Raw genomic sequence first — 26,166 nt, 5'->3', positions numbered from 1 at the left:
CGCAACGCCGGTGGCGATCCCACCGAAGAGCAGGCCCACGCACAGCCCGGACAGCACCACCAGGGGGCGCACATCCTTCATGCGTGAACGATATGCCCGGGGTCGCGTTACCCCGCCGGCCCGGCGTTCGGGCAGGCCACGCCTACCTTTTTTGGGGGAAAGCCTGGCCGGCTGATAACCTGGGCAGTCGCCATCGGGTGCCATCGGGTGTGGAAACCCCCCGAAAACACCGCAAGCACGGATTCGAGAAGGAACTGACGCGTGGCCAACATCAAGTCGCAGCAGAAGCGCAACCGCACGAACGAGCGCGCCCGGCTGCGCAACAAGGCGGTGAAGTCGTCCCTGCGCACCGCCGTGCGCGCGTTCCGCGAGGCCACCCACGCCGGCGACAAGGAGAAGGCCGGCGAGCTGCTCGTGTCGACCAGCCGCAAGCTGGACAAGGCGGCCAGCAAGGGCGTGATCCACAAGAACCAGGCGGCCAACAAGAAGTCGGCCCTGGCAAGGGCCCTCAACAAGCTCTGAGCGCCTGTTTCAGCGGCCCCTGTCGGCGGCCAGCTCGGCGACCCGCCTGACCGCGGATTCCAGCGCGTAGTCCGCGTCGGCGACGGCCCCCTTGACGTTGGCGTTGAGCGCGGCCACGACCTGCATCGCGGTGGCCACCGTGTCGCGCGACCAGCGCCGGGCCTGCTTCTGCGCCTTTTGCACGCGCCACGGCGGCATCCCCAGCTGCGACGCCAGGCGATACGGGTCGCCGGACAGCGGGCCCACGCGTCCGATGCTGTGCACGGCCTCGGCCAGCGCGTCGGCCAGCACCACCAGTGGCTCACCGCGGATCATCGCCCAGCGCAGCGCCTCGGTGGCCCCGGCGACGTCGCCGGCCACCGCCTTGTCGGCGATGTCGAATCCCTTCACGTCGGCCTTGCCGCTGTGATAGCGGCGCACCGCGGCGGCGTCGACCTCGCCGGCGGTGTCGGCCACCAGCTGCGAACACGCCGCGGCCAGCTCCCGCACGTCGGAGCCGATCGCGTCCAGCAGGGCCGTCACCGTCTCCTCGTCGACCTTGATCCGCAGTGCACGAAACTCCTTGCGGACGAAGTCGATGCGCTCGCTCAGCTTGGTGATGCGCGCGCACGGGTGCACCTCGGCTCCCAGCGACTGCAGCTCGGTGGCCAGCGCCTTGGCCCGCCCGCCACCGGAATGGACCACCACCAGCACCGTGCCCGCGGTGAGGTCGGCGGCGCCCGACGCGATCACCGCCGCCGCCTCCTTGCCCGCTTCGGCGGCCGCCTCCAGCACGACGATGCGCTCGTCGGCGAACAGTGACGGGCTCAGCAGTTCGGCCAGCTCGTAGGCGTCGACGTCACCCGCGCGCATCCGGCTCACCGGGATGTCCGGGTTCTCCGCGCCGCCGGCCCGCTTGCGCACCGCCCGCAGCACGTCGGCGACCGCCCGCTCGACCAGCAACTCCTCGTCGCCCAGGACCAGGTGCAGCTGCGCAATCTCGCTCACCCCACGATGGTGTCACGCGGGTGCGACGAGACCCGAAAGGGTCGACGCCACCGCGCACATCACGACGGCGGCTCCGGCCAACCCGAGCGCCCGGCGAAACCAGCGGCGCCGCCACAGCAGCGCCGCCGCGGCGAGCGCCGACAACGTGCCGGCCGACACCACCACCACGCCGGGCACGCCGGCCGGAACGGGAACCGTCGCCGCGGGCAGACCGGCCGCCCACGTCGCCACCCGCAGGACCCACCACACCTCCGGCCCGGTGAACCGGACCAACAGCTGCGCCCCGGCCGGCCACAGCCCGCACAACGCGGCCGCCGCGCTGCCCAGCACGGTGATGGGCGCGATCACGGGCGCCACCGCGAGGTTGGCGGCCGCCGCGACCAGGCTGAGCCGCCCCGAGATGCCGGCGACCAGCGGGGCGGTCACCGCGTGCGCCGCGCACGCGACGGCCAGCGCGTCCGCCAGCGGCTTGGGGCAGCCCCTGGCGACCAGGCGCCGCGACCAGACGGGCGCGATGACGATGAGCGCCGCGGTCGCCAGCACGGACAGCGCGAAGCCCACGTCGACGGCCAGGTGCGGGGCCACGGCCAGCAACAACAGCACCGTGGCCGACAGCGCCGGAATCGCTTGGCGCCGACGGGAAGACAGCACGCCCGTCAGTGCGATGGCGCCCATCACCGCCGCCCGCAACACGCTTGCCGTCGGCTGCACGACGATGACGAACGCCACCAGTGCTACGGCGGCGAGCGCGACCGCGGCGCGCGGCCCGACCCACCGCGCCGAAAACAGCACCGCCACGCACACGATCGTGACGTTCGCCCCCGACACCGCCGTGAGGTGCGTCATCCCCGCCGCCCGAAAGTCGCGGCTGGTCTCGCCGGTGACCGCCGTGGTGTCGCCGAGGACCAGGGCGGGCAGCATGGCGGCCTGGTCGGCGGGCAAGACCTCGCGCACGGCGCGGGCGAAGCGGGCCCGCACGGCATGCGCCGCGCGCTGCACCGCGCCGGCGGTGCCCACGGTCGGGCGGCCCGACGCGTTGAGCACCGCGATGGTCAGGTCGCGGCGGGCCGGGCGGTTGATGCGCGCGGTGAATCGCAACGGCCGCCCCACCATCAGGTCGCCGAAGTCCCCGGCGCGGGCGAAGACCACCACCCGGCCCGACGCCGCGTCGTCGCGGAGGCGCTGCAGGGTGGCGCGGAACATCAACCGGCTGCTACCCAACGGCAGCGGGCTCTCGGTCGGGGTGACCGTCACCGGGGCCGCGGTGCCGAACGCCGCGGTGATCGGGTGGTGACCGACCGCGTCGGCCCGCAGCGCGATGGCCAGCCCGAACCCCGCGCCCACCACGCCCACCGCCACCAGGCCGGCGCCGAGCGCGGCCAGCCGCCGGGCCCGGCCGGGTCGCCGCCCCGCGTGCCAGGCCAGCGCGCCCCCGGCGGCGGCCAGCACCACGCAGCAGGACGCCGCGACCCGGCCGAGCGGCCACCATATCCCGGCGGCGGTCACCACCCAGCCGGTGACCGCGGCCGGTACCAGCCGCACGTCCACACGCTCCACGACGTGCGCCGCGGCGTGCGACACCGCCGACTCGCCGCGGCCCGGGTCGCGCACCGGTGTCAGACACGGACCAGCGGGCGCAGTTTTTCCAGCCGCGCCGGGCCGATGCCGTCGACATCGGCGAGCTGGTCGACGCTGGTGAACTTGCCGTGCGCCTGCCGCCACGCCACGATCGCGGCGGCGGTGACCGGCCCGACCCCGGGGAGGGCGTCCAGTTGCTCCACGGAAGCCGTGTTGAGGTCGACCACGTCACCGGCCCGGGGCTTGGGCGACCCCGGCCCCGCCGGAGCCGGCGATCCGGCCGCGGCGGGCCCACCGGTGGCCACCGAGCTGCCGAGCACCGCCGGCTGGCCCGGCGCGGGGGCGAGCCCCACCACGATCTGCTCGCCGTCGCCGACCGGGCGGGCCATGTTCAATCCGATGGTGTCGGCGCCGTTCACCGGACCCCCGGCGGCCTGCAGCGCATCGGCGATGCGCGCGCCGGGCGCCAGGGTGACCAGCCCGGGCGTGCGCACCAGGCCGACCACGCTGACCACCACCGGCCCGTCGCGGCCGGCGGGCTGGCCGGCACCCGGGGCCGCCGACGATCGGGGGTCGGCCGTGTGGGCCTTCTCCACCGGCGGGAGCCTGGCCGACATCACCGGCGGGGGCCGGTCACGCATCAGGGTGAACACCGTGACCAGCACGGCGAGGACGGCGACGATCGCCAGCGCGATGGCGCCGGCGCGGCCGGGGTCGGCGCGCAGCTTCGCGACCCAGCCGCGACCCTCGGAGGCGTCGGGCAGCCACCGCGGCAACAGCGAGTTCTGGTCCCCGTCCGCGGCGTCGTGGTTCGAGCCCGATTCGTCGCCGGGGTCGGCGCGCGGATCGGCCTCGGGGTCGGCACCGAGCCGGCGCTGCAGCCGTTCGGCGGGCAGTTCTGTTCGCATGGGCCGACCGTAGGCGCGCCGACCGCCGGGGCGGCTCCCCGCGACGGGGTCGCGGTGCGGGGGTGTGGACTAATCCGAGGCTGTGCACAACCGCCGAACGCGATGGGTCAAGATGGAAGACGGAGCGATCGACCGGGACCGGGCAACCTCATCCGCGGCGGGTCGCCGCGCTCACCCCAGACGAAGGAGGCTGCCATGCAATTGGCGCTCACACCCGAGGAAACCGCGTTCCGCGACGAGCTGCGCGCCTTCTACACCACCAAGATCCCCGAGGAGCTGCGCGAGCGGGTGCGCCGGGGTTCGGCAGCGGTGCGGCGCGAGGACATCGTCACCAGCCACAAGATCCTGCACGAGCACGGGCTGGCGGTGCCGAACTGGCCGGTCGAATGGGGCGGCAAGGACTGGACGCCCACGCAGCACCAGATCTGGGCCGACGAGATGCAACTGGCGTGCGTGCCCGAGCCGCTGAACTTCAACACCAAGATGGTCGGCCCGGTGATCGCCGAATTCGGTTCCCAGGAGATCAAACAACGCTTCCTGCCGCCCACGGCCAGCCTCGACATCTGGTGGTGCCAGGGGTTCTCCGAGCCCGATGCCGGCTCGGACCTGGCGTCGCTGCGCACCACCGCGGTCCGCGACGGCGACGAGTACGTCGTCAACGGCCAGAAGACCTGGACGACGCTCGGCCAGTACGCGGATTGGATCTTCTGCCTGGTGCGCACCGACCCGCAGGCGCCCAAGCGTCAGGCCGGAATCTCGTTTCTGCTCTTCGAGATGAAGACGCCGGGCATCACGTTACGGCCCATCAAGACGATCGACGGCGGCCAGGAGATCAACGAGGTCTTCTTCGAGGACGTTCGGGTGCCGGCCAATCAGCTTGTCGGGGAAGAGAACCAGGGCTGGACCTACGCAAAGTTCCTGCTGGGCAACGAACGCACCGGCATCGCCGGGGTGGGGCGCACCAAGGTGCGCCTGGCCGAGGTGAAAAGGCACGCGGCGGCGACCGGTGTCCTCGACGACCCGCTGTTCGCGGCGCGGCTGGCCGAGGCCGAAAACGAGCTGCTGGCACTGGAACTCACGCAGTCGCGGGTGGTCTCGGACTCCGCGGACGGGCAACCGAACCCGGCGTCGTCGGTGCTCAAGCTGCGCGGCAGCCAGCTGCAACAGGTGGCCACCGAGCTGCTCGTGGAGGTCGCCGGCCCGGATTCGCTGCCCGCCGACGGCGAGGACATCGCGTCCCCGGGCTGGGCGCAAACCAGCGCCCCGCACTACCTCAACTACCGCAAGACGTCGATCTACGGCGGCAGCAGCGAAGTGCAGCGCAACATCATCGCGTCCACCATTCTCGGATTGTGAGGCAGCCATGGACTTTCAGCTGAGCGACGAGCAGGCGCTCCTCCGCGACACCACCCGCGACCTGCTGTCGCGCACCTATGACCCGGAGACCCGCTACAAGGTCATCGGCACCGATCTCGGCTGGAGCCGCGAGGTCTGGAGCCAGCTCGCCGACACCGGGATCCTCGGCCTCGGGTTCGAACCGGAGGAGGCGGGCCAGATCGAGATCATGGTGGTGCTCACCGAGGTCGGGCGCCGGCTGGCCCCCGAACCGATCCTGCACGCCGCGCTCGCGCCGGGTGCGCTGATCGCCGGGCTGGGCACCGACGCCCAGAAGCAACAACTCGACGACGTCGCGGCAGGGCAGCGCCTGCTGGCCTTCGCCCATCTGGAACCGGGCCAGCGCACGCCGACCGCCACCGTCGCGACTCAGGCCGCGCGGCAAGGCGATTCGTGGACATTGACCGGACGCAAGAACCCGGTGCTCGCCGGTGACTGCGCCGACGCGTTGGTGGTCAGCGCCGCGTTGCCGGACGGAGGCACCGGCCTGTTCCTGGTCGACGCCGGCTCGGTGACCCGGCACCCGTACCGGACCTTCGACGGACAGCGCGGCGCGCAGGTCGAGTTGGACGGCGCCCCGGCCGAACCGCTGGGCGACGCGCCTGAGGTTCGGGACGCCTCGCCGGCCATCCGCGACGCCATCATCCGCGTCCAGTCCGCCTTGTGCGCCGAGGCCGTCGGGGCGATGGAGGAGGCGCTGCGCCTGACCACCGACTACCTCAAGACCCGCAAGCAGTTCGGCGTGACGCTCAACAAGTTTCAGGCGCTCACCCAGCGGGCCGCCGACATGTACGTGTCGCTGGAGCTGGCGCGCAGCATGAGCCTGTACGCCGCGATGTCGATCGCCGACGGCAACCTCGACCCGCTGATCGCGTCGCGCGCGAAGGTGCAGATCGGCCGGTCGGGCCGGCACATCGCGCAGGAATCGATCCAGATGCACGGCGGCATCGGGGTGACCGCGGAATACCCGGTCAGCCACTACGCGGCCCGGATCACCGCGATCGAGCACACCCTGGGCACCTCGGGCGACCACCTGCACAACCTCATCGACCACCTCGGTGGCTACGACCTGGCCCGCCTCTGAGGCCATGGCCGAGTCCTCGGGCAAGGTCGTCGAGTCCCTCTCGCTGCTTTTCTGAGGCTGCCCGCACCGTGCATGCTGGGCTACGTCGCCGCCGACGGCCGCCCGCTCGTCGCGCCGGTGTGGTTCGTCTTGGATATGGGGAAGACGGCGGCAAGCTGGTGTTCACCACCGGCCGCGACACCGCGAAAGGCCGTGCCCTGCAGCGTGATCCGCTGGTCGTGATCTGCGTGGACGACCCGCATCCGCCACAATCCTTCGTCCAGGTGCAGGGAACCGCGAGCGTGCAGGATGGCGCCGAGGACCTGCTTGAGATCGCCACCCGGATCGGCGCGCGCTACATGGGCGCCGGGCGCGCCGACGAGTTCGGCCGCCGCAACGCCGTTCCCGGCGAACTGGTGGTGCGCGTCCGGCCGACGAAGATAAACGCGGGGTTCGATATCGCCGACTGACGGGATCTAGCTCGGTTCCGCCGCCGCAACGGATTCCGGGTTCGGCTCCCCCGGTTCCGCCTCCGGCTCGGGCAGCTGGCCCGCGAGGTATTCCGCGAGCCCCCCGATCGTCGGGTAGTCGAACACCGCGGTGGCGTTGATCGTGAACGCGCCCCCGAACTGGCTGTGCAGTCGGTTGCGGAGTTCGACCGCCATCAGGGAATCCGTGCCCAGATCCAGGAACCGGCTGGTCGCGGCGGGCGGTTGCGCGAGCCGCAGGAAGCCCTGCACCTCGCGCTGCAGGAATTCGGTGATGAAGCTGGCGCGCTGCGCCACCGGGATCTCCTGCAGCTGCCGCAGCAATTCGCTGTCGCCGGTCGCCTCCGTCGCCGCGCTCGGCAACACCAGGTCGAGGATCGGTGGACGGGAATCGCCCAACACCTTCGCGGCACGTTGCCAGTTGGCCTTGATCACGGTGGCCTGCGCGGCGCCGTTGGCGACGACCTCCGCGAGGGCGCTGAGCGCCGCCGAGGGTTCCAGCGGAATCAGGCCTTGCGCACCGATATTGGCGCGCGCGGCCTCCGAGGACGCCATGCCGCCCTTGGCCCAGGGCCCGAAGTTGACGCCGGTCGCCGGCAGGCCCCGTGCCCGTCGTTGCGCGACCAACCCGTCGAGCAGCGCGTTGGCGGTCGAGTAGTTCGCCTGGCCGGGCGGGCCGAGCAGGCTGGACACCGAGGAGGACACGATGAAGAAGTCGAGATCGTCGTCCCTGGTGAGCCGGTCCAGGTGGCAGGCACCGAAGGCCTTGGGCGCCAACGTCGTCCGGAAACGCTCCACGCTCTGCTGCGACAGCAGCGCGTCGTCGAGCACACCGGCCAGGTGCGCCACCCCCGCGAGCGGCGGCAGCTCCGCGCGGATCCGCTCCAGCAACTCGGCGACTTGCGCCTCGTCGCCGACGTCGGCCGCGAACGTGTGGACGCGGCAGCGGTAGCGCTCCGTGATGTCCTCGATGGCGCGCCGGGCCTCCGCGTCGGGCGCGCGCCGGCTGGTCAACACGATGTCACCGGCACCGAGTTGGGCCAGATACGACGCGGTGTGCAGGCCGATCGCCCCGAGCCCGCCGGTGATCAAGTAGCTCCGATCACCCCGCGGCTGCAGCGGATTCGGCATTTGCAGCACGATCTTGCCGATGTGCCGCGCCTGTTGCATCCGTCGGAACGCCGTCTTCGCCTCGGTCAGCGGGTAGATCTCGGCGGGCAGCGGCGACCACTCGCCGTCGGCCAACCCGTCCGAAACCTCGGCCAACAGAGCGCGAATGCGCTCGGGCTCCTGGAAGGTTACGGTGTCCAGCGCGACGATCTCGTAGGCGATGTCGGGACGCGCCGCCGCCATCTGCTCCGGGGTCCAGATGTCTCGCTTGGCTATCTCGGCGAAACGGCCGCCCTGGGCGGTGGCCCGCACCGTCGCCTCAACGAACCCCTCGTTGGTCAGGCTGTTGAGCACCACATCGACACCCGAGCCGCCCGTATCCGCCAGGATCTGGTCGGCGAAATCCGTAGTGCGCGAGTCGTAGACGTATTCGACGCCCAGCCTACGCAGCGTGGCGCGTTTGTAGGTGCTGGCGGTGGCGAAGACGGTCGCGCCGTGTCGCTGGGCCATTTGGATGGCGGCCAGTCCGACGCCGCCGCTGGCGGCGTGGATGAGCACACGGTCACCGGGCTTCAGCCGCGCCCAGTCGAACGCGAGCCGGGCCGTGAGCGCCGCGGCGGGAATGGTCGCCGCGTCCACGGCGCTCACGCGCGGCGGAATCGGCGCCAGCAGCTGGGCCGGCACGTTGAACCGGCTGGCAAACGCGCCCTGCATGAAACCGTAGACACGCTGGCCGATTTCGAGTCCGGTGACGCCGTCCCCAAGCTGGGTGACGGTGCCGGCGAAGTCGCCGCCGATCGGACCCGGGTCACCCGGGTAGAGGCCCAGCACGTTGAGCACATCCCGGAAGTTCAACCCGGCGGCCCCGACCCGCACCTGCACATATCCCTCGCCCGGCGGCGGCACGTCCGCCTCGGTCAGGCGCAGGTTGTCGATCGCCCCGCGTTCGGTCGGCGCCAGGGCGTAGTCGGTTCCCCGCGGCACCGCGAGCTGGCCGCTGCGCGACCATTGCAGCAACCTCGACGCCAGGAATTTTCCTTGGCGCAGTGCGAGTTCCGGCTCCTCGATGGGCGTGCCCAGCAGCCCGGCCAGCAGGCGCACGGCCTCGGCCGACCCATCGCAATCGACCATTCTGCAGCGCAGCGCCGGCTCCTCGTTGACGATGGTGCGCCCGAGCCCCCACAGCGCCGCCTGCACCGGGTCGACCGGCTCACCGGATTCGGTCGCCACGGCGCGCTCGGTGACGATCCACAGGCCTCCGGGCAGCTTCACCGCACCGTCGGCCTGCAGCGTGTGCACGGCGCCGAGCAGGTGCGCGATCTCGGTCTCCAGCCGCGCGGCAGCTTCGGCGCTCGACTCGTGCGCGCCCGGTCCGGTGCTGCGCCAGACGATGCCGGAGAACGGCATGCCGCGCTCGTGCGCCTGTGCCAGCAGCCGTCCCAACGACTCCGAACCTTCCGAATCCAAGGACCGGTCGAAGGGGATGCAGCCCGGCAGCTGGGCCGCCAGCTCGTCGAATCCGGCGATCAGCCACGTGCCGATCGCGGTCGCGGCGCCGTCGTCGTCGCCGCCCGATGCCGGCAACGGCACCTCGTGCCAGCCGAGGGTGTACAACAGGCGGGTGGCGTCGCCGCCGAGCCCGCGCAACAACGCCTCGCGCGGCGCGCGTTTGACCGTGAACTCGCGAATCCCGCCCAGGCGCCGACCATTTCGATCGACGAAGTCGAGATCGAAGACCTGGGTTTCGCTGTCGAGGCCACTGGTGTGCCACCGCGCGCGGCAGTAGAAGCGCCGCGGCATCTTCTCGCTGAGCTCCACCCCGCCGTAGCGCAGCGGCAGGAACAGGTCGCTCACCCCCTGCTCGGCCGCCAGCAGCGCCGGGAAGGCCGGGAAGGCCACACCGGTGCACAGGTCGAGCAGGACCGGATGGATCGGCTCGCTCCCGAGATGCTCGGTGAGCTCCTCGCCGACGGTGATGTCACCGATCGCCTCACCGTCGCCGACCCACAGCGATTTGAGGGAATTCGACCAGGCGGGCCCCCACGCCAGCTCCATGTCGGCGAAGGTCTCGAACAGCTGCTGCGGGCGCAGCCGCTCCATCCGCTCGAGCTCGGCGTCGAGCGAGGTCTCAGCCTCGGCCTGCGACTCGTCCCCGGCCGAGGCGGGAGCATCGGCGACACCGGCGACACCGGCGGCGACGGTGCCGTCGGCGTTCAGCGACCATTCGGCGTCGCGGACCCCGTAGGGGCGGCTGTGCACCCGGAAGCTCCAGCCGCCATCCTCCAGCGGATGCAACGTCAGCTGCACCTCACGGGAACTCTTCTCGGGCAGGATGATCGGTTCGTAGAAGAAGACGTCCTGCACCCGCGCGGGCGGCCCGACGGCGGCCAGCGCCATCGCCGCGTACGTCGCCCCCGGGACCACGACGGTGCCGTAGATGACGTGATCGGAAAGCCACGGCTGCGACTTGACCGACAGCCGGCTGGTGTAGACGGAATCACCCGACGCGAGATCCTTTGCACTGCCAAGTATTCCGGATACGGGCGCGGCACCGTCCACAGCGATGCCCGACGTCCTCGGCCAGAAGCGCCGGCGCTGGAACGGGTAGGTGGGCAGTTCGAGCTTGCGGCGCGGCGGGCGCTGCAGCGCGGCGAAGTTGGGCCGGTGGCCGCTGACGTAGACCGCGCCCAACGCCTCGGCGATCTGGCGCCGGTCGCCGACGCCCTTGCGCAGGGGAACGATCGCGCGCGGCGCGGCCAGGTGTTCCGGCCAGATCTGCACCGCGGCCCCGGTCAGCACCGGCTGCGGACCGATCTCCATCAGCACCGAGCAGCCCAGCGCCGCCACCGTGCGCACGCTCTCGGCGAACTGCACCGGCTGGCGGGAATGCCGCCGCCAATACTGCGCGTCGAGCGGGGTTTCCGCCGTGAGGACGGCGCCCGTGCGGTTGCAGACCAGTGGCAACGTCGGCACGGCGAACTGCATCTGCGCCGCGTAGGACTCGAACTCGCCGAGCACGGGCTCCAGCAACTCCGAATGGAAGGCGTGGCTGGTCTCCAGCCAGCTGCACCGCACCGCGTCGTTGCCGCACCGGCCGACGATCTGCTCCAGGTCCTCGCCCGGACCCGACAGCACCGTGTTGGGGCCGTTGTAGGCGGCGACCGACACCCGGGGGAACTCCGTGCCGACCTCCTCGACGTACTTGGCGTCGGCGAACACCGCCACCATGCGGCCACCCTCGGGCAGGCTGCCGAACAGCCTGCCGCGCTCGGCCATGAGCCGGGCCCCGTCCTCGAGGCTGAAGACCCCGGCCACACAGGCCGCCGCGTACTGGCCCACGCTGTGCCCCAGCACCACGTCGGGCTCGACGCCCCACGACTGCCACAGCCGGGCCAGGCCCATCTCGACGGCGAACAGGGCCGGCTGGGCAAACGACGTGTGCCGCAACGTTTCCCCGGCCTCACCGCCGGTGCCGCGGTCGGTGGCGAACATCACCTCCAGCAAGGGGCGCGGCAGGATCGCACCGACCGCCTCCGCGCAGCGTGTCACCGTGTCGGCGAAAACCGGTTCGGCATCGAACAATTCGTGCGCCATCCCCGGGTACTGGCTGCCCTGGCCGGTGAACAGCCACGCCGTGGTCGGCGGGTCCGTGCACTCGCCGCGCAGGACGCCAGGTCGCACCCGGTTCTCGGCCAACTCGGCCAGCCCCTCGCGGGCGCTCTGCACGGAATCCACTACCAGCGCGGCCCGGTGTTCGAAATGCGAACGCCCGGACCCGGCCGTGAAGCACACGTCGCCGATGTCGACCTTCGGGTGGGCGTTGAGCCAATCCCCGTACCGCTGCGCCAACGCCACCAGCGCCTGCGCCGACCGCGCCGACAACGGAAGCACGTCGACCGGGTCGCCCTGCGCGTCCGTCGGCGACGCGCCGGTGTCGTCGGGCGACACGGCTCCCGTCGAGTACTCGTCGGCGGTCGGCGACGGCGACGGCGCCTCCTCGATCAGCACGTGCGCGTTGGTGCCGGTGAACCCGAACGAACTGACGCCGGCGCGGCGCGGCCGGCCGTTGGTCTGCCACGGGACCGCCTGGTCCACGACCCGCACCGGCAGCGAGTCCCACGGGATGTGCGGCGACGGCGTCTCGAAATGCAGGCTCTGCGGCAGCATTTCGTGCTGCAGCGACAATACGACCTTGATCAGGCCGGCCACCCCGGATGCCGACTCGAGGTGCCCGATGTTGGTCTTCACCGAGCCCATCAGCAGCGGCCGGTCGGCGTCGCGGGCGGCGCCGTAGACGGCCCCGGCCGCCTGCACCTCGATCGGGTCACCCAGCGCGGTGCCCGTCCCGTGCGCCTCGAGGTAGTCGACATCCCCGCCGGCCAGGCCGGCGCGGGCGAGCGCCGCGTTGATAAGCCGTTGCTGGGCACCACCATTGGGCACCGTCAAACCGCTGGAGGCGCCGTCCTGGTTGACCGCGCTGCCCGGGATGACCGCGCAAATGCGGTCGCCGTCGCGCACCGCATCGCTCATCCTCTTGAGGACCAGGATCCCGCAGCCCTCGCTGCGCACGTAGCCGTCCGCGGAGGCGTCGAACGTCTTGCATCGCCCGACGGGGGAAAGCATCCTCGCGCGCGACGCTGCGATGATCGACACCGGGCTCAGCAACACGTTGACCCCGCCGGCGAGCGCCAAATCGCAGTCACCCGAATGCAATGCCTGGCAGGCCTGGTGGACAGCCACCAACGACGAGCTGCACGCCGTGTCGACGGCCACCGCCGGTCCCTCCAGCCCGAGCGCGAAGGCGACCCGGCCCGAAATGGCGTTGAGCGCATTGCCGGTGATGAAGTGCGGCTCGAGCTTCTCGACCGAGTCGGACGACAGCAGGTGCGAGTACTCGTTGGCGCCCACCCCGACGAAGATGCCGCTCCGGCTGCCGCGCATCGCGGACGGCGCGTAGCCGGCCCTTTCGATGCCCTCCCAGACCGTTTCGAGCATCAGCCGCTGCTGCGGGTCGATCCACATCGCCTCGCGCGGCGAGATGCCGAAGAATTCCGGATCGAAGCCGTCGATCTCGTCGAGGAATCCCCCGAAGCGGCTGTAGATCTTGCCCGGGGTGTCGGGATCCGGGTCGTAAAACTCGTCGATGTCGAATCGGTCGTCCGGCACCTCCCGGATCGCGTCGACGCCGCCGGCCAACAGCTCCCAGAAGGCTTCGGGGTCGGTTGCGCCCGGGAAACGGCACGCCACCGCGACGATCGCGATCGGCTCGTCGGTGCGGGCGGGGGCCATCGGGGCCGCCGCGGGCGCGCCGTCCGCCTGCCCGCCGAGCCCGAGCACGTCGCCCAGCAGGTAGTCGGCGACGTCGGACAGGCGCGGGTAGTCCATCGCCAGGGTCGCGGGCACCTCCCTGCCCACCGCTTGCTCGATGCGGCGCCGCAATTCGACGGCCATCAGCGAATCCATGCCGAGGTCGAAGAACCCGGCGTCCTCGCGGATCTCCGCGGCGTCGACGCGCGTCACGTCCGCGACCGCCTCGCGCAGGTAGTCGGTGACGAGTTTCTTGCGCCGCTGCGCCGGAGCCTGGGTGAGCCGCTCCACCAGCGCAGTCTTCCCCGCCGGGCCGGCCAGGGACGGCCCCGCCAGCTCCGGCACCTCACGCTCCAGCTCCGCCAGGAGGGAGCGCCGGCCCGCCTGCTGGTAGAGCGGCAGGAAGCGGGCCCAGTCGATCCGGGCCACGACGCCCTGCACGGGCCCGTGCGCCGCTGCCGCCGCTTCCTGCGAAAGATCGCCGGCCAGGAGATCGGCCATGCCGGCCAGCGCGTCGCCCGGCGACAACGTCCGGACCCCGCGCTGGGCCAGCCGCGCGCGGGCCTCCTCGTCGGCCATGCCCGCCGACCAGGGACCGAAGTTCACGCTGATCCCGCGGACGCCCCCCTCGCGCAGCCGCCAGGCCAGCCCGTCGAGGAAGGCGTTGGCCGCGCCGTAGGCGGTCTGGCCGAACCCGCCCCACACCGACGCGATCGAAGAGGTGCTCAAAAAGAAGTCCAGTTGCGGGCCGAAGGCGTCCAGCGCCGCTTCGCTCAAATGCCAAGCACCCCAGACCTTCCCGGCGAACACCCGGTCCAATTCGCCTCGATGAGAGGCATCATCGAGCTCGCGCAGCGGCGTGGTACCGATCTCGCCGGCAGCGTGGACGATGCCGGCCAGCGGAGGCAGTTCGGCCCGCACGGTGCCCAGCAGGCGCGCGACGTCGTTCGCGTCGGCGACATCGGCCGCGACGAGCCGGAATTCGCAGCCGTGCAGTTCGTGTAGCGCATCGATGCGCGCCCTGGCGGCCCCGCTGGGCGCGCGCCGGCCGGTCAGCACCAGATGCCGGGCGCCGTGCGCGGCAAGGTATCCGGCGATCTCCAGCCCGACCGAACCCAGCCCGCCGGTCACCAGATACGTGGCGTCGTCGCGCAGGGCCGGCGGAGGCGCGACCGGCCGTCCGGAGCGTCGAACCAACCGGGGAACGTAGACCCCTCGATCGCGCAGTGCGACCTGGTCTTCCCTGGCCGCGGGGTCGCGGGGTGCCTCCGTCAGCCGACCGATCAGTCGCGACCATTCGTCCGTCGTCGGCGTGGCGGTCCCGTGCGCCAGATCCGCCAGCCCGCCCCACACCTGCGGGTGCTCCAGGGCGGCCGCGCGACCGAATCCCCACAGGCAACTCTGCTCGGGTGAGACGGCGTCCGCGTCGGTGACCCGTTGCGCGCCGCGGGTCACCACCCAGATGGGCCTGCGCAGTTCGGCAGCGGCGGCCGCGCGGAACAGCCGCCGCGTTCCGCCCAGGACGTCGTGTTGCATCCGCGACAGCGACTTCATCGTGGTCGCGGCGCCGGACTCGAGGGCCGCGAGGTGCAGGATGCGCAGCTCCGGATCCTCGGCCACCGCGGCGCCCAGTGCGGCCGCGAGCCGTTCCTCGTCCGCGTCGGAGGCCGGCAACCCGAGGATCCGATGCCGGTGCCCCTGCGCGGTCAGCGCTTCGACCAGCGGCTGCGCCACATCCGCGTCGTCGCCGATCAGGAGCCAGGCGGATTGCTCGTCGGCGTTCGCATCCGGGATGCCGGCGGCGGATTCCTCCCAACGGATCTCGTAGCGGTCGTCGGCGATGGACCGGGAGTTGCGTTGTTGGTTGTGTTGTGCGGCAAGCTTTTTCAGCACATCGACGGTCTGCTGGTTGCCGCCCGTGCCATCGAGGAGCGCGGCGAGTTCCTCGATCCGGCCGTCCTCGAGAAGCCGGACGGTCTCGCTGCTCACGGCGGTGTTCTGTTGTTGGTTGGGGCGGACCCGATTGTCTCGATACCAGTACTCGCGATGCTGGAACGGGTAGGTGGGCAGGTCGAGCTTGCGCGCCGGCCCCGAGACGGCGCCGAAGTCGGGCGTGTGGCCCGCGGCGTACGCGTCGGCGAGGGCTTCGGTGATCTGGCGGTGGTCGGCGGTGTTGCGGCGCAGCGACGCGATCGCCCGCGGCGCGGTGGCCGGGTCGGGCCAGGCCCGCAGGGCCGCGGCGGTGAGCACGGGTTGCGGGCCGATCTCCAGCAACACCTTGCAACGCATGCCGGCGAGCGTGGCCACGCTCTTGGCGAACTCGACCGGCTGGCGCGCGTGGCGGCGCCAATAGGCACCGTCGAGTTTCACGCTCCTGCCCACGGCCGCGCCGGTGCGGTTGCACACCAGGATCCGTTGCGGCGGGCTGAAATCGAACCGGTTCGCGTACGACTCGAACTCGTCGAGGATGGGGTCCAGCAGCGCCGAGTGGAACGCGTGGCTGGTGTCCAGCCAGTCGCAGCGCACACCGTCGGCCGTCAGCCGGGCCACCGCCCGGTCCAGATCCTGCGCGGGTCCCGACAGCACAGTGTTGGCGCCGTTGTAGGCGGCCACCGACAGGCTCGGGAACTCGTCGGCCAGGGACTCGACGCGTTCGGCGGCGGCGAACACCGCGACCATCCGGCCGCCCGCGGGCAGGCTGCCGAAGAGCCGGCCGCGCTCGGCCATCAGCAGCGCCCCGTCCTCGAGGCTGAACACGCCCGCGACGCAGGCCGCCGAATACTGCCCGACGCTGTGGCCCAGCACCACGTCGGGTTCGAAGCCCCACGACTGCCAGAGCCGGGCCAGGCCCATCTCCACCGCGAACAGGGCCGGCTGGGCGTAGGAGGTCTGCCGCAGGGTCTCTTCGGCGCTCGGGCCCTCGGCGTCGAAAATTACGTCCAACAAAGGCTTTTCGAGAACGCCGGCGACCGCCGCCGCGCAGCGGGTCAGCGTCTCGGCGAACACCGGCTCGGTGTCGAACAGCTCCCGGGCCATCCCGGGGTACTGGCTTCCCTGACCGGTGAACAACCACGCCGTCTTCGGCGCGTCGTCGGAGGTTCCGCGCACCAGGCCGGGCGCCGGGCGGTCGTCCGCGAGCGCGGCGAGCAACTCCCGCGCGGAGTCCATCGAATTGACCACCAGCGCGGCGCGGTGCTCGAAGTGCGCCCGCCCCACCCCGGCGGTGAAGCACAGGTCGGCGAGCGTGGCCTCCGGGTGCGCGCGCAACCAGCTGCGGTACTGATCGGCGATCCGCACCAGCGCCGCGGGCGTGCGCGCCGACAACGGAAGCACGCTGAACCGCCGGTCCGCGGGCCGGTCCACCGGGAGCGGCGCCACCGCGGCGTGGCCGGCGTCTGCGACCGGCAACGGGGCCTCTTCGAGGATGACGTGCGCGTTGGTGCCGGCGAACCCGAACGAGCTGACGCCGGCGATGCGGGGCCGGCCGCCGCGCTCCCAGGCGGTGGGCTCCTGCACCACCTCCAGCGCCAGCCGATCCCAGGGAATGTGCGGCGACGGCTTGCTGAAGTGCAGGTGCTGCGGCAGCACCTCGTGCTCGAGGGCCAGGATGACCTTGATGACGCCCGCGATCCCCGCGGCGGCTTCCAGGTGCCCGATGTTGGTCTTGACCGACCCGATCAGCAGCGGCCGGTCCGCTTCTCGCCCGGCGCCGAGGACCGCGCCCGCGGCCTGCGCCTCGATGGGGTCGCCCAGCGATGTCCCCGTCCCGTGCGCCTCCAGGTATCCGACGTCGCCGGGTGCGACGCCGGCACGCTTCAGCGCCGCGGCGATAACCCGTTGCTGGGCAATGCCGTTGGGCACCGTGAGACCACCCGACGCGCCGTCCTGGTTGATCGCGCTGCCCCGGATCACGGCCCGGATCCGGTCGCCGTCGCGGATCGCGTCCTCGAGACGCTTCACGACGATGACGCCGCAGCCCTCCCCGCGCACGTAGCCGTCGGCGGCCGCGTCGAACGTCTTGCACCGGCCGTCCGGGGCCAGCATGTGCGCGTGCGAGAAGGTGATCATCGTCGCGGGCGTGAGCAGCACGTTGGCGCCGCCGGCCAGCGCGAGGTCACATTCCCCCAGGCGCAGCGCCTGGCACGCCTGATGGATTGCCACCAGCGACGAGCTGCACGCCGTGTCCACGGCGACCGCCGGACCCTGCAACCCCAGCCGATAACTGATCCGGCCCGCGGCCGCGGCGTTGGACGTCCCGATCGCCATGTAGGCCTCGATCTCGGGGTACGTCAGCTCGTCGGAGGCCATTCCCAGGTAGTCGTGGGTGGACAAACCGACGAACACCCCGGTGTTGGTGTTCGCCAGAGCCGTCGGCGCGGTGCCCGAATGTTCCACCGCCCGCCACGCCGTCTCCAGCAGCAGCCGATGCTGCGGGTCCAGCAACCTGACCTCGCGCGTCGACATGCCGAAAAACGGTGCGTCGAAGCCCGTTACGTCGTCGACGAAACCCGCCCGGCGGGTCACGACCTTCCCGGGAGCATCGGGGTCGGGATCGAAGAATTCGTCGGCATCCCAACGGTCGGAGGGCACCTCCGAAATCGCGTCCCGGCCTTCCCGCAGCACCCGCCAGAACTCGTCCGCGTCCGCGGCACCCGGAAAGCGCGCGGCGTAGCCGACGATGGCAAAACCCGCGCAATTCACGGAACCCGCGGAACCCGACGCCCCCCGCTTCGGGTCTTCGACGGATGTCATGCGGTTATCCTCCCTGTTCGACCGGAAGATTCGATGCCCGCGGGCCCTTGCGGCGCCGGCGGCGTGGTCGCTGCGGACCACGTCCAAGGCCGCTCATCGCACACACCCAGGACCAGACCTGGCGGAATTCCCCCCGGCGTACTGCTTGCAGCGACCGTCGTGGCGAATGTACACATGCCGGACCGGTTGCCGCAGCCGAATCACCTCCGACGGCAAGTATGCCAAGCGCGGGTGGTTCGCGGCGCCGGATGACGCAAGTATCGTCGGGCGTGGCGCCGCTCCCGCGGCCGCCGCCGGGCCGCTCCGAGGCCCGCCTCCGACCGTGCCGGTGACCGGCTGCGCACGCTATCCGCGCACGTCGCCCCCGGTGGTCGCCGAGAAGGTTATCTTGGTGTCGCTACCGGTGGGGTGGGACCGCGGCCGTCCAGATCAAGGAGAAAAGATTTGCGCATCGGGAAGATCAGGATCGGCTCGCTGGGGGACTGGGAGCCGCCCCCCGGGTCAGTCATCTCCTGGCACCCGACGGCCGCGTCCGCCGAGAGGGTCCGACGGGCGCCGACCAGTTCGGTGCCGGTCAGCTACATGCAGGGCCAGCATCTTCGCAATTACCACGAACGCACGGCCGCGGGGCTGGACTTCTCCCGGCAGATCATCGCCACCTGCGAGGTCGCCGGGCGGTGCGACATCGCCGCCATGGACCACGCGGTCAACGCCTACCTGCGCCGGCACGACACGTTCCGCAGCTGGTTCGAGCACACCGGCGACGGCGAGTTCGTCCGGCACACCGTCAGCGATCCCGCCGACATCGAATTCGCGCCGATCGAGCACGGCGAAATGACCGTCGACGAAATACGTGCCCACGTGGTGGCCATCCCCAACCCCCTGGAGTGGGGCTGCTTCACCTTCGGGATCGTGCAAAACGACGGTCATTTCACGTTCTTCGCCGCCATGGATCACGTGCACGGGGACGCGACGCTCATCGGCACCACGATGCTCGAGGCCAACGGGATGTATGCGGCGCTGAGCGGGGGCGGCAAGCCCCTGGAGCTTCCCGACGCGGGCAGCTTCGAGGATTTCTGCACCCGCGAACGCCAGTACGTGTCGACGCTGACCCTGGATTCCCCGCAGGTGCGCGCGTGGATCGACTTCGCCGAAAACAACAACGGCGGCTTTCCGGAGTTCCCGCTCCCGCTGGGCAACCCGCTGGAGCCCGGCGACAGCGACATGCTCTCCGAACTGCTGATGGACCCCGCGCAGACGGAGCGTTTCGAGGCGGCCTGCGGGGCGGTAGGCGTGCGCTTCATCGGCGGCCTGTTCGCCTGCTTCGCCCTGGTGGAACACGAGTTCACCGGCGCCCTCACGTATTACGGCCTGACCCCCCGGGACACCCGCAGGACCACCGACAACTTCATGACGCAAGGCTGGTTCACCGGGCTGGTGCCGATCACCGTGCCGATCGCCGCCGCCTCCTTCGGCGAGGCCGCCTGGGCGGCGCAGGCCTCATTCGACTCGGGCCTGGACCTGGCGAAGGTGCCCTACTACCGCGTCCTGGAGTTGGCCCCGTGGCTGAACTGGCCGCAGCCGAACTTTCCGGTGTCGAACTTCTTGCACGGCGGGGCCGCCCCGCTCAACGCCGTGCTCGCCGCCGCCGACCTGGGTTATGCGAACAACCTCGGGATCTATTCCGACGGCCGGTACTCCTACCAACTGACGATTTACGTATTTCGGTACGGGGAGGGCACGGCAATGGCGATCATGTATCCGGACAATCCGGTCGCCCAGAAGTCGGTTGTCCGCTATATGGAGGCGATGAAGTCCGTCTGCGTGCGGGTCGCCGACAGCGGGCATTGGGGGCGCGTTGCGTAGCGTGGAGTAGTTCGATGGCTCTTGGATAGCGCGGAGCACGACGTTGGGCGGTTTGACAGGGTTGAAAAGCGGGTGTGACCGGGTGTCCCCCGCGGGCGCGCACGAGTGCGCCGACCCGGGGGTGAGGGCGATATGCGACGGCTAGCGGATCTTGTGGTGCGGTGGCCCTGGGCGGTGATCGGGCTCTGGGTCGCGATCGCGGTCGCCCTGCCGCTGACCCTTCCCTCCCTCAGCGAGATGGCCCAGAAGCACCCGCTGGCCATCCTGCCCAGCGATGCCCCGTCGAACGTCACCGCCCGCAAGATGGCCGAGGCGTTTCACGAGTCTGGCACCGAAGACCTCCTGCTGGTGGTGCTGACCAACGACAAGGACGCCAAGGGCCTCGGCCCCGCCGACGAGGCCGCCTACCGCAAGGTGGTGGACGCGCTGCGCCACGACCCGCGAAACGTCGTCATGGTTCAGGACTTCGTCACCACCCCGGCCCTGCGCTCGGTCGTGACCAGCAAGGACAACAAAGCCTGGGTGCTGCCGGTGGGCCTGGCGGGCGAGTTGGGCACCCCGCGGTCCTACGCCGCCTTCAACCAGGTCGCCGACGTCGTCAAACACGCCCTGGCGCAGGCCCCGGCCGGGTCGCACCTGACCGCGAACCTCACCGGCCCCGCCGCAACCGTCGCCGACCTCACCGTTGCCGGCGATCGGGATCGGCTGCCGATCGAGTTGGCGATCGCCGTCCTGGTGCTCGTCGTCCTGCTGGTGGTGTACCGCAGCGCGATCACCATGCTGCTGCCGCTGATCACCATCGGGTTGTCCCTGGTGATCGCCCAGGCGGCGGTGGCGGGCTACTCACAGCTGACCGGCTCGGGTGTCTCGAACCAGTCGATCGTGTTTCTGAGCGCCATAATGGCCGGCGCCGGAACGGATTACGCGGTGTTCCTCATCAGCCGCTATCACGACTATCTGCGCTCGGGCGACGGCTACGACCAGGCGGTCAGGCGGGCGCTGGTCTCGATCGGCAAGGTGATCGCCGCGTCGGCGGCCACCGTCGGCATCACCTTCTTGCTCATCAGCTTCGCGCGGATGGGCGTGTTCAAGACGGTCGGGGCGTCGGCGGCGATCGGGATCGGTGTGGCGTTTTCGGCCGCGGTGACGTTGCTGCCGGCGATTCTGGTGGTCGCCGGGCCGCGCGGCTGGGTCAAGCCGCGGCGCGAGCTGACCGCCCGGTTCTGGAGACGTTCGGGGATCCGCATCGCGCGCCGGCCGAGGGTCCATCTGGTCGCCAGCCTGCTGGTGTTGATCCTGCTGGCCTGCTGCTCGAGCCTGGTGCGCTACAACTACGACGACCGCAAGGCGCTGGGGCCGTCCGCTCCGAGTTCCGTCGGGTACGCCACGCTGGATCGCCATTTTCCCGTGAACCAGTCCATCCCGGAGTACATCCTCGTCCAGTCGCCGCATGACCTGCGCACACCGCAGGCGCTCGCGGACCTGGAGCAGATGGCGGACCGGGTCAGCAAGCTGCCGAACGTCGCCGCGATCAGCGGCATCACCCGCCCCACCGGGAGCGTGCCCGAACAGTTCCGGGCCACCTATCAGGCCGGGGCGGTCGGCGCGCTGCTGGCCAACGGGTCCACCGTGATCAACGACCACACGGGCGACCTCAACCGGCTGGTCGCCGGGGCCGGCACGCTGGCCGACAACCTCGGCGACGTGCGCAGCCAGGTCAGCCAGCTCGCCGCCGGCGTGCAGGAACTGGAGAACGCCCTCTCCGACACGAAGAACCAGTACGGCGGCGACACGCTGGTCAGGCAGGTGGACCTCGCGGCGCGACTCGTCGACCACGTCAACTCGCTCAGCAACGCCATGGGCTGGAACTTCTCGGCCGGCAAGAACATGTTCGCCTGGATCGGCCCGGTGCTGGCGGCGCTGCGGGGCAACCCGGTCTGTGATGCGGATCCGTCGTGCAGCGCCACCCGCGGGACGTTCGAGCAGATGCTCGGCGCGCGGGATCAGGCGGACCTCGACGCGATCAACGACTTGGCCCAACAGCTGCAGGAGTATCCGGACAAACGGGCCCTGAGGGCTTCGACGGACCGGCTGCGCGCGGCGCTGGCGAAGCTCACCACGGTGCTGCGCTCCCTGGGGATGGACCAGCCCGGCGGGTTGCAGGCGAGCCTGGACAAGCTGCAGGACGGCGCCGACCGGTTCGCCGGGGGCAGCCGGCAGGTGGCCGACGCGGTGGCCCAACTCGTCGACCAGGTCAAAAAGCTGGGTGCCGGGCTCAGCGAGTCGGCGGCGTTCTTGCTGTCGCTGAAACGCGACGCGGCGCAACCGGCCATGGCGGGGTTCAACATCCCGGCCCAGCTGTTGCACCTGGAGGAGTTCCAGAAGGCCGCCAAGGTGTTCATCTCGCCCGACGGCCATTCGGTGCGCTACCTGGTCCAGACCAAGCTCAACCCGTTCAGCACCGAGGCGATGGATCAGGTCAACGCGATCAGCGCGACCGCGCGGGGAGCCCAGGCCAACACCGCGTTGGCCGACGCCACGGTGTCGATGTCGGGTTTCACCGTCGGCCTGAAGGACACCCGCGACTACTACCAGCACGACATCCGGTTCATCATCGCGGTCACCCTCCTCGTAGTGCTGCTGACCCTGATCGCGCTGCTGCGCGCGATCGTGGCACCGCTGTATCTGGTTGCCTCCGTGGTCATTTCGTATTTGTCGGCGGTGGGCATCGGCGTGGTGGTATTCCAGCTGATCCTCGGCCAGCAATTGCATTGGAGCGTGCCGCCACTGGCGTTCGTGGTGTTGGTCGCGGTGGGGGCCGACTACAACATGCTGCTCGTGTCGCGGATGCGCGACGAGTCGCCGAACAGCGTGCGGTACGGCATCATTCGCACCCTGGGATCGACCGGCGGGGTGATCACCGCGGCGGGCCTGATCTTCGCCGCGTCGATGTGCGGCCTGTTGTTCTCCAGCATCGGCACCGTGGTCCAGGGCGGTTTCGTGATCGGGGTGGGGATCCTGCTGGACACCTTCCTGGTGCGGACCATCACGGTTCCCGCGCTCGCCGCGCTGGTCGGCCGGGCGAATTGGTGGCCGTCGCGAGGGGGCGCGCGACGGTCGGTCTCGCGCTCACCGGCCGAGCCGCAACCGGGTTAGCGACGCGCCCATGACGTATGTGAAACTAGAGAAGCCGAACGGTCAGGGGTAGGGATGAAGAAACTCCTCGCGGGAGTCACTGCGATGGTAACTGTCGGCGCCACAGGATGTTTCGGCGTGAACACCGCGACGGCTGACGACACGCCCATCGGCGGTCCGCCGACGCCCGGGGCGCCGGGCGACCAGACGGCGTTCGCCCTCGGTGGCGCTCATGTCCTGGGCATCCCCTACGACGAGTACATCCGCCAGGAGGGCGCGCAATGGTTTCCCGGCCAGAAGCGCGAGATCGTGAACTACCCTGCGGGCCAGGTTCAGGGCCACGTGCTGGAGCGACTGTTCCCGGGCATCGGCAAGGCCGGCGACGAGCTGTTCCCGGGCCTGGGCCTGGACGGTCCCAGCGTCGGCGAGTCGGTCGACGTTGGGGTGGACAACCTCGACGCGGCGATCAAGACCGGTCGCCCGGGAACGGCGATCGGACTGTCCGAGGGCGGGTTCGTGGTCGACGGCGAGCAGGCGCGGCTGGCGAATGACCCGGCCGCTCCCCCGCCGGGCACGCTGAACTTCGCCAGCTTCGGCGACCCGATCGGGCGTCATGCCTTCGGTCAGAGCTTTCTGAGCGCCATGTTCCCGGTCGGCAGCGTCGTGCCCGCGCTCGACTACCGCATGCCACCGCCGTACGAGAGCCAGTACGACACCTACAAGTTCGTGGCCGCATACGACTCGATCGCCGACTTCCCCGACCGGCCGGACAACATGTTCGCTCTGGCCAACACGCTCATGGGCCTCGCCACCGGTCACACCGCGGTGGCCTTCACCAACCCGAGCATGGTGCCGCCGCAGAACATCAGGACCACCGTCAACTCCCGGGGTGCCAAGGAGACGACGGTCATGGTCCCGGAGAAGCACCTTCCGCTCGTGATGCCGCTGGCCTACATCGGAATCCCGGAAGACACGCTGAACAAGCTCGACGCGATCCTGATGCCGCGGGTGAACGCCGGCTATTCGCGCAACGACGACCCGTCGACCGCTCCGGTCCAGGTGGACCCGGTGCACGGCTTCGACCCGGCGGAAGTCACCGCGCCCGCCAACCAGGCGACGTTCGGCGGGGGCGCCGACCCGTTCTCGCAGATCCTCGCCGGCGCCATGTCCGTGTTGTCGCAGGGCTCGAGCCAAGCCGGCCACTGACCGCAGACGTATCTCGACAAGCCAGTACGGACGTGATGTGACACCCGCTTCTCAACCCACCATTCTGTCGATGCTGCACGGCCGCGCCAGCCTGCGGCCCCACGACGTGGCGTTCACGTTCACCGACCACACCCGCGACTGGGCGGGTGTGGCCGAGAGCCTCACCTGGTCGCAGTTGTCCCGCCGCACCTCGAATGCGGCGCGCGAGCTCAGCCGCCACGGATCGACCGGGGACCGGGCGGTGATCCTGGCCCCCCAGGGCCTCGACTACGTCCTGGCATTCCTGGGGTCCATGCAGGCCGGGCTGATCGCGGTCCCGCTCCCGCTGCCGCATCGCGGCGCGAGCCACGGCCGGGTGGGTGCGGTGCTGGCCGACACGTCGCCGTCGGTGATCCTCACCACGTCGACCGTGGCGGAAGACATCACCGAGTACGTGGACCAGGCGGGGCTGGAAACCGTCCCCAAGATCCTGGCAATCGATTCGCTGAATCTGGATGCCGACGGCGAAACAACTGTTCGGACAGGCGATTTGCCCGACATCGCGTATTTGCAATACAGCTCGGGTTCCACCCGGCAGCCCACCGGGGTGATGGTCTCGCACCGCAACCTGCAGGTGAATTTCGAGCAGCTGATGCGCAGCTTCTTCGCCGACTCCAACGTCAAAGCCCCGCCGAATATCACGATCGTGTCGTGGCTGCCCTTCTACCACGACATGGGCTTGGTGTTGGGGGTCTGCGCGCCCGTCCTGGGCGGCTACCGCGGCGAGCTGAGCAGCCCGGTGTCGTTCCTGGAGCGCCCGGCCCGGTGGATGCGGTCCCTGGCCGAGAATCCGCACGCGTGGTCGGCGGCGCCGAACTTCGCCTTCGACCTGGCCGCCCGCAAAACCACCGACGCCGACCTGGCCGGGCTCGACCTCGGGGGGGTGCTGGGGATCATCAGCGGCGCCGAGCGCGTCGAGCCGGCCACCGTGCGGCGCTTCGTCGATCGCTTTGCCCACTTCAACTTTCAGGACCACATGGTGCGCCCGTCGTATGGCTTGGCGGAGGCGACCGTCTTCGTGACGGCCGGCACCTGGAGCGAGTCGTCGGCCGCGATGCACTTCGACGCCGAGGAGCTGTCCGCCGGCCGTGCCCAGCGGGGTGCGGCCGGCACCGGCACCGCGCTGGTGAAATACCAAGCGCCGCAATCGCCGACGGTCCGGATCGTCGACCGCGCGGGCCGCGAGCGCGCGCCGGGACTGGTCGGCGAGATCTGGATACACGGCCCCAACGTCGCAGACGGCTACTGGCGCAAACCGCCGGAGGAACAGCGCTGCTTCGGCGCGACGCTCGCCGACCCGTCGCCGGGCACCCCCGAGGGACCCTGGCTGAGAACCGGCGACCTGGGCTTCATCTTCGAGGGTGCGCTGTTCATCGTCGGCCGCATCAAGGACCTGCTGATCATCCGCGGGCGGAATCACTACCCCGAGGACATCGAGGCGACGGTCCAGGAGATCACCGGGGGCCGGGTGGCGGCGATATCGGTCCCGGTGAACAGCACCGAGAAGCTGGTCACCGTCATCGAGCTCAAGAAGCGCGGGGGTCCCGACGAGGACGCCGAGGACGCCATGCACTGGCTCACCTGCGTCAAGAGCGACGTCACCTCCGCGATCTCCAATGCGCACGGCCTGAACGTCGGCGACCTCGTGCTGGTGCCGCCCGGATCGATTCCCACCACGACGAGCGGCAAGATCCGCCGCGCCGCTTGCGTCGAGCAGTACCGCCAGGATCAATTCACCCGGCTGGACGCCTGATTCCCCCCGGTTGGCGCGCCCGGGGACCCCGGTTGCCCATAATGTGTCAACCGCACC

At 70.7% G+C, this 26,166-nt stretch carries 11 protein-coding genes and 1 pseudogene; 8 read left to right on the top strand and 4 right to left on the bottom strand.

Annotated elements, in window-relative coordinates; genetic code table 11:
- Window positions 1-261 precede the first annotated feature (261 nt).
- Complete coding sequence (gene rpsT / locus BST11_RS04230; RefSeq protein ID WP_067320858.1) at window positions 262-522, top strand: 30S ribosomal protein S20; 261 nt, start codon at window positions 262-264, stop codon at window positions 520-522.
- A gap of 9 nt (window positions 523-531) precedes the next feature.
- Here the strand turns inward: rpsT and holA are convergent, their stop codons facing one another.
- The 3 genes from holA to BST11_RS04215 all read right to left on the bottom strand — a co-directional run bounded on the left by holA (window position 532) and on the right by BST11_RS04215 (window position 3,995).
- Complete coding sequence (gene holA, locus BST11_RS04225; RefSeq protein ID WP_142276189.1) at window positions 532-1,491, bottom strand: DNA polymerase III subunit delta; 960 nt, start codon at window positions 1,489-1,491, stop codon at window positions 532-534.
- Between the two features lie 30 nt (window positions 1,492-1,521).
- Window positions 1,522-3,051 (bottom strand): ComEC/Rec2 family competence protein, encoded by a 1,530-nt coding sequence (locus tag BST11_RS04220; protein WP_083136843.1) that lies wholly within the window; start codon window positions 3,049-3,051, stop codon window positions 1,522-1,524.
- Between the two features lie 74 nt (window positions 3,052-3,125).
- Complete coding sequence (locus BST11_RS04215; protein ID WP_083136739.1) at window positions 3,126-3,995, bottom strand: ComEA family DNA-binding protein; 870 nt, start codon at window positions 3,993-3,995, stop codon at window positions 3,126-3,128.
- A 195-nt stretch (window positions 3,996-4,190) separates the two neighbouring features.
- On the opposite strand from BST11_RS04215, the gene BST11_RS04210 reads away from it, so the two are divergent.
- The 3 genes and pseudogenes from BST11_RS04210 (at window position 4,191) to BST11_RS04200 (ending at window position 6,923) form a co-directional block, all read left to right on the top strand.
- Complete coding sequence (locus tag BST11_RS04210; RefSeq protein ID WP_083136738.1) at window positions 4,191-5,351, top strand: acyl-CoA dehydrogenase family protein; 1,161 nt, start codon at window positions 4,191-4,193, stop codon at window positions 5,349-5,351.
- A gap of 7 nt (window positions 5,352-5,358) precedes the next feature.
- The gene (locus BST11_RS04205; RefSeq protein ID WP_083136737.1) at window positions 5,359-6,474 is read left to right on the top strand and encodes an acyl-CoA dehydrogenase family protein; all 1,116 of its coding nucleotides are present in this window, start codon (window positions 5,359-5,361) and stop codon (window positions 6,472-6,474) included.
- Between the two features lie 4 nt (window positions 6,475-6,478).
- Window positions 6,479-6,923: pseudogene (locus tag BST11_RS04200) on the top strand (PPOX class F420-dependent oxidoreductase).
- Window positions 6,924-6,929: 6 nt separating this feature from the next.
- Here BST11_RS04200 and BST11_RS04195 read toward each other — a convergent pair.
- Window positions 6,930-18,110 (bottom strand): type I polyketide synthase, encoded by an 11,181-nt coding sequence (locus BST11_RS04195; protein WP_083136736.1) that lies wholly within the window; start codon window positions 18,108-18,110, stop codon window positions 6,930-6,932.
- Window positions 18,111-18,554: 444 nt separating this feature from the next.
- Here BST11_RS04195 and BST11_RS04190 point away from each other — a divergent pair, with 444 nt between their 5' ends.
- The 4 genes from BST11_RS04190 to BST11_RS04175 all read left to right on the top strand — a co-directional run bounded on the left by BST11_RS04190 (window position 18,555) and on the right by BST11_RS04175 (window position 26,109).
- A complete protein-coding gene (locus BST11_RS04190; RefSeq protein ID WP_083136735.1) occupies window positions 18,555-19,976 on the top strand; it encodes a condensation domain-containing protein in 1,422 nt (473 codons plus the stop codon).
- Window positions 19,977-20,108: 132 nt separating this feature from the next.
- Window positions 20,109-23,132, top strand: a complete 3,024-nt coding sequence (locus tag BST11_RS04185; protein ID WP_083136734.1) for an MMPL/RND family transporter — start codon at window positions 20,109-20,111, stop codon at window positions 23,130-23,132.
- A gap of 54 nt (window positions 23,133-23,186) precedes the next feature.
- Window positions 23,187-24,317 (top strand): acyltransferase PE, encoded by a 1,131-nt coding sequence (gene pe / locus BST11_RS04180; RefSeq protein WP_083136733.1) that lies wholly within the window; start codon window positions 23,187-23,189, stop codon window positions 24,315-24,317.
- A gap of 37 nt (window positions 24,318-24,354) precedes the next feature.
- The gene (locus BST11_RS04175) at window positions 24,355-26,109 is read left to right on the top strand and encodes an AMP-binding protein (protein WP_264010403.1); all 1,755 of its coding nucleotides are present in this window, start codon (window positions 24,355-24,357) and stop codon (window positions 26,107-26,109) included.
- Window positions 26,110-26,166: the final 57 nt, after the last annotated feature.

The organism is Mycobacterium alsense, assembly GCF_002086635.1.
Classification (GTDB): domain Bacteria; phylum Actinomycetota; class Actinomycetes; order Mycobacteriales; family Mycobacteriaceae; genus Mycobacterium; species Mycobacterium alsense.
The sequence above is the reverse complement of the archived record's forward strand: the minus strand, read 5'-3'. Positions and strand labels throughout refer to the sequence as shown.

What these genes read in the sequence shown, in the direction of transcription:
- BST11_RS04205 (WP_083136737.1), top strand. Translation starts at nt 5,359, where the DNA reads ATGGACTTTCAGCTGAGCGACGAGCAGGCGCTCCTCCGCGACACCACC.
- BST11_RS04210 (WP_083136738.1), top strand. Translation starts at nt 4,191, where the DNA reads ATGCAATTGGCGCTCACACCCGAGGAAACCGCGTTCCGCGACGAGCTG.
- BST11_RS04185 (WP_083136734.1), top strand. Translation starts at nt 20,109, where the DNA reads ATGCGACGGCTAGCGGATCTTGTGGTGCGGTGGCCCTGGGCGGTGATC.
- BST11_RS04195 (WP_083136736.1), bottom strand. Translation starts at nt 18,110, where the DNA reads ATGACATCCGTCGAAGACCCGAAGCGGGGGGCGTCGGGTTCCGCGGGT.
- BST11_RS04215 (WP_083136739.1), bottom strand. Translation starts at nt 3,995, where the DNA reads ATGCGAACAGAACTGCCCGCCGAACGGCTGCAGCGCCGGCTCGGTGCC.
- pe (WP_083136733.1), top strand. Translation starts at nt 23,187, where the DNA reads ATGAAGAAACTCCTCGCGGGAGTCACTGCGATGGTAACTGTCGGCGCC.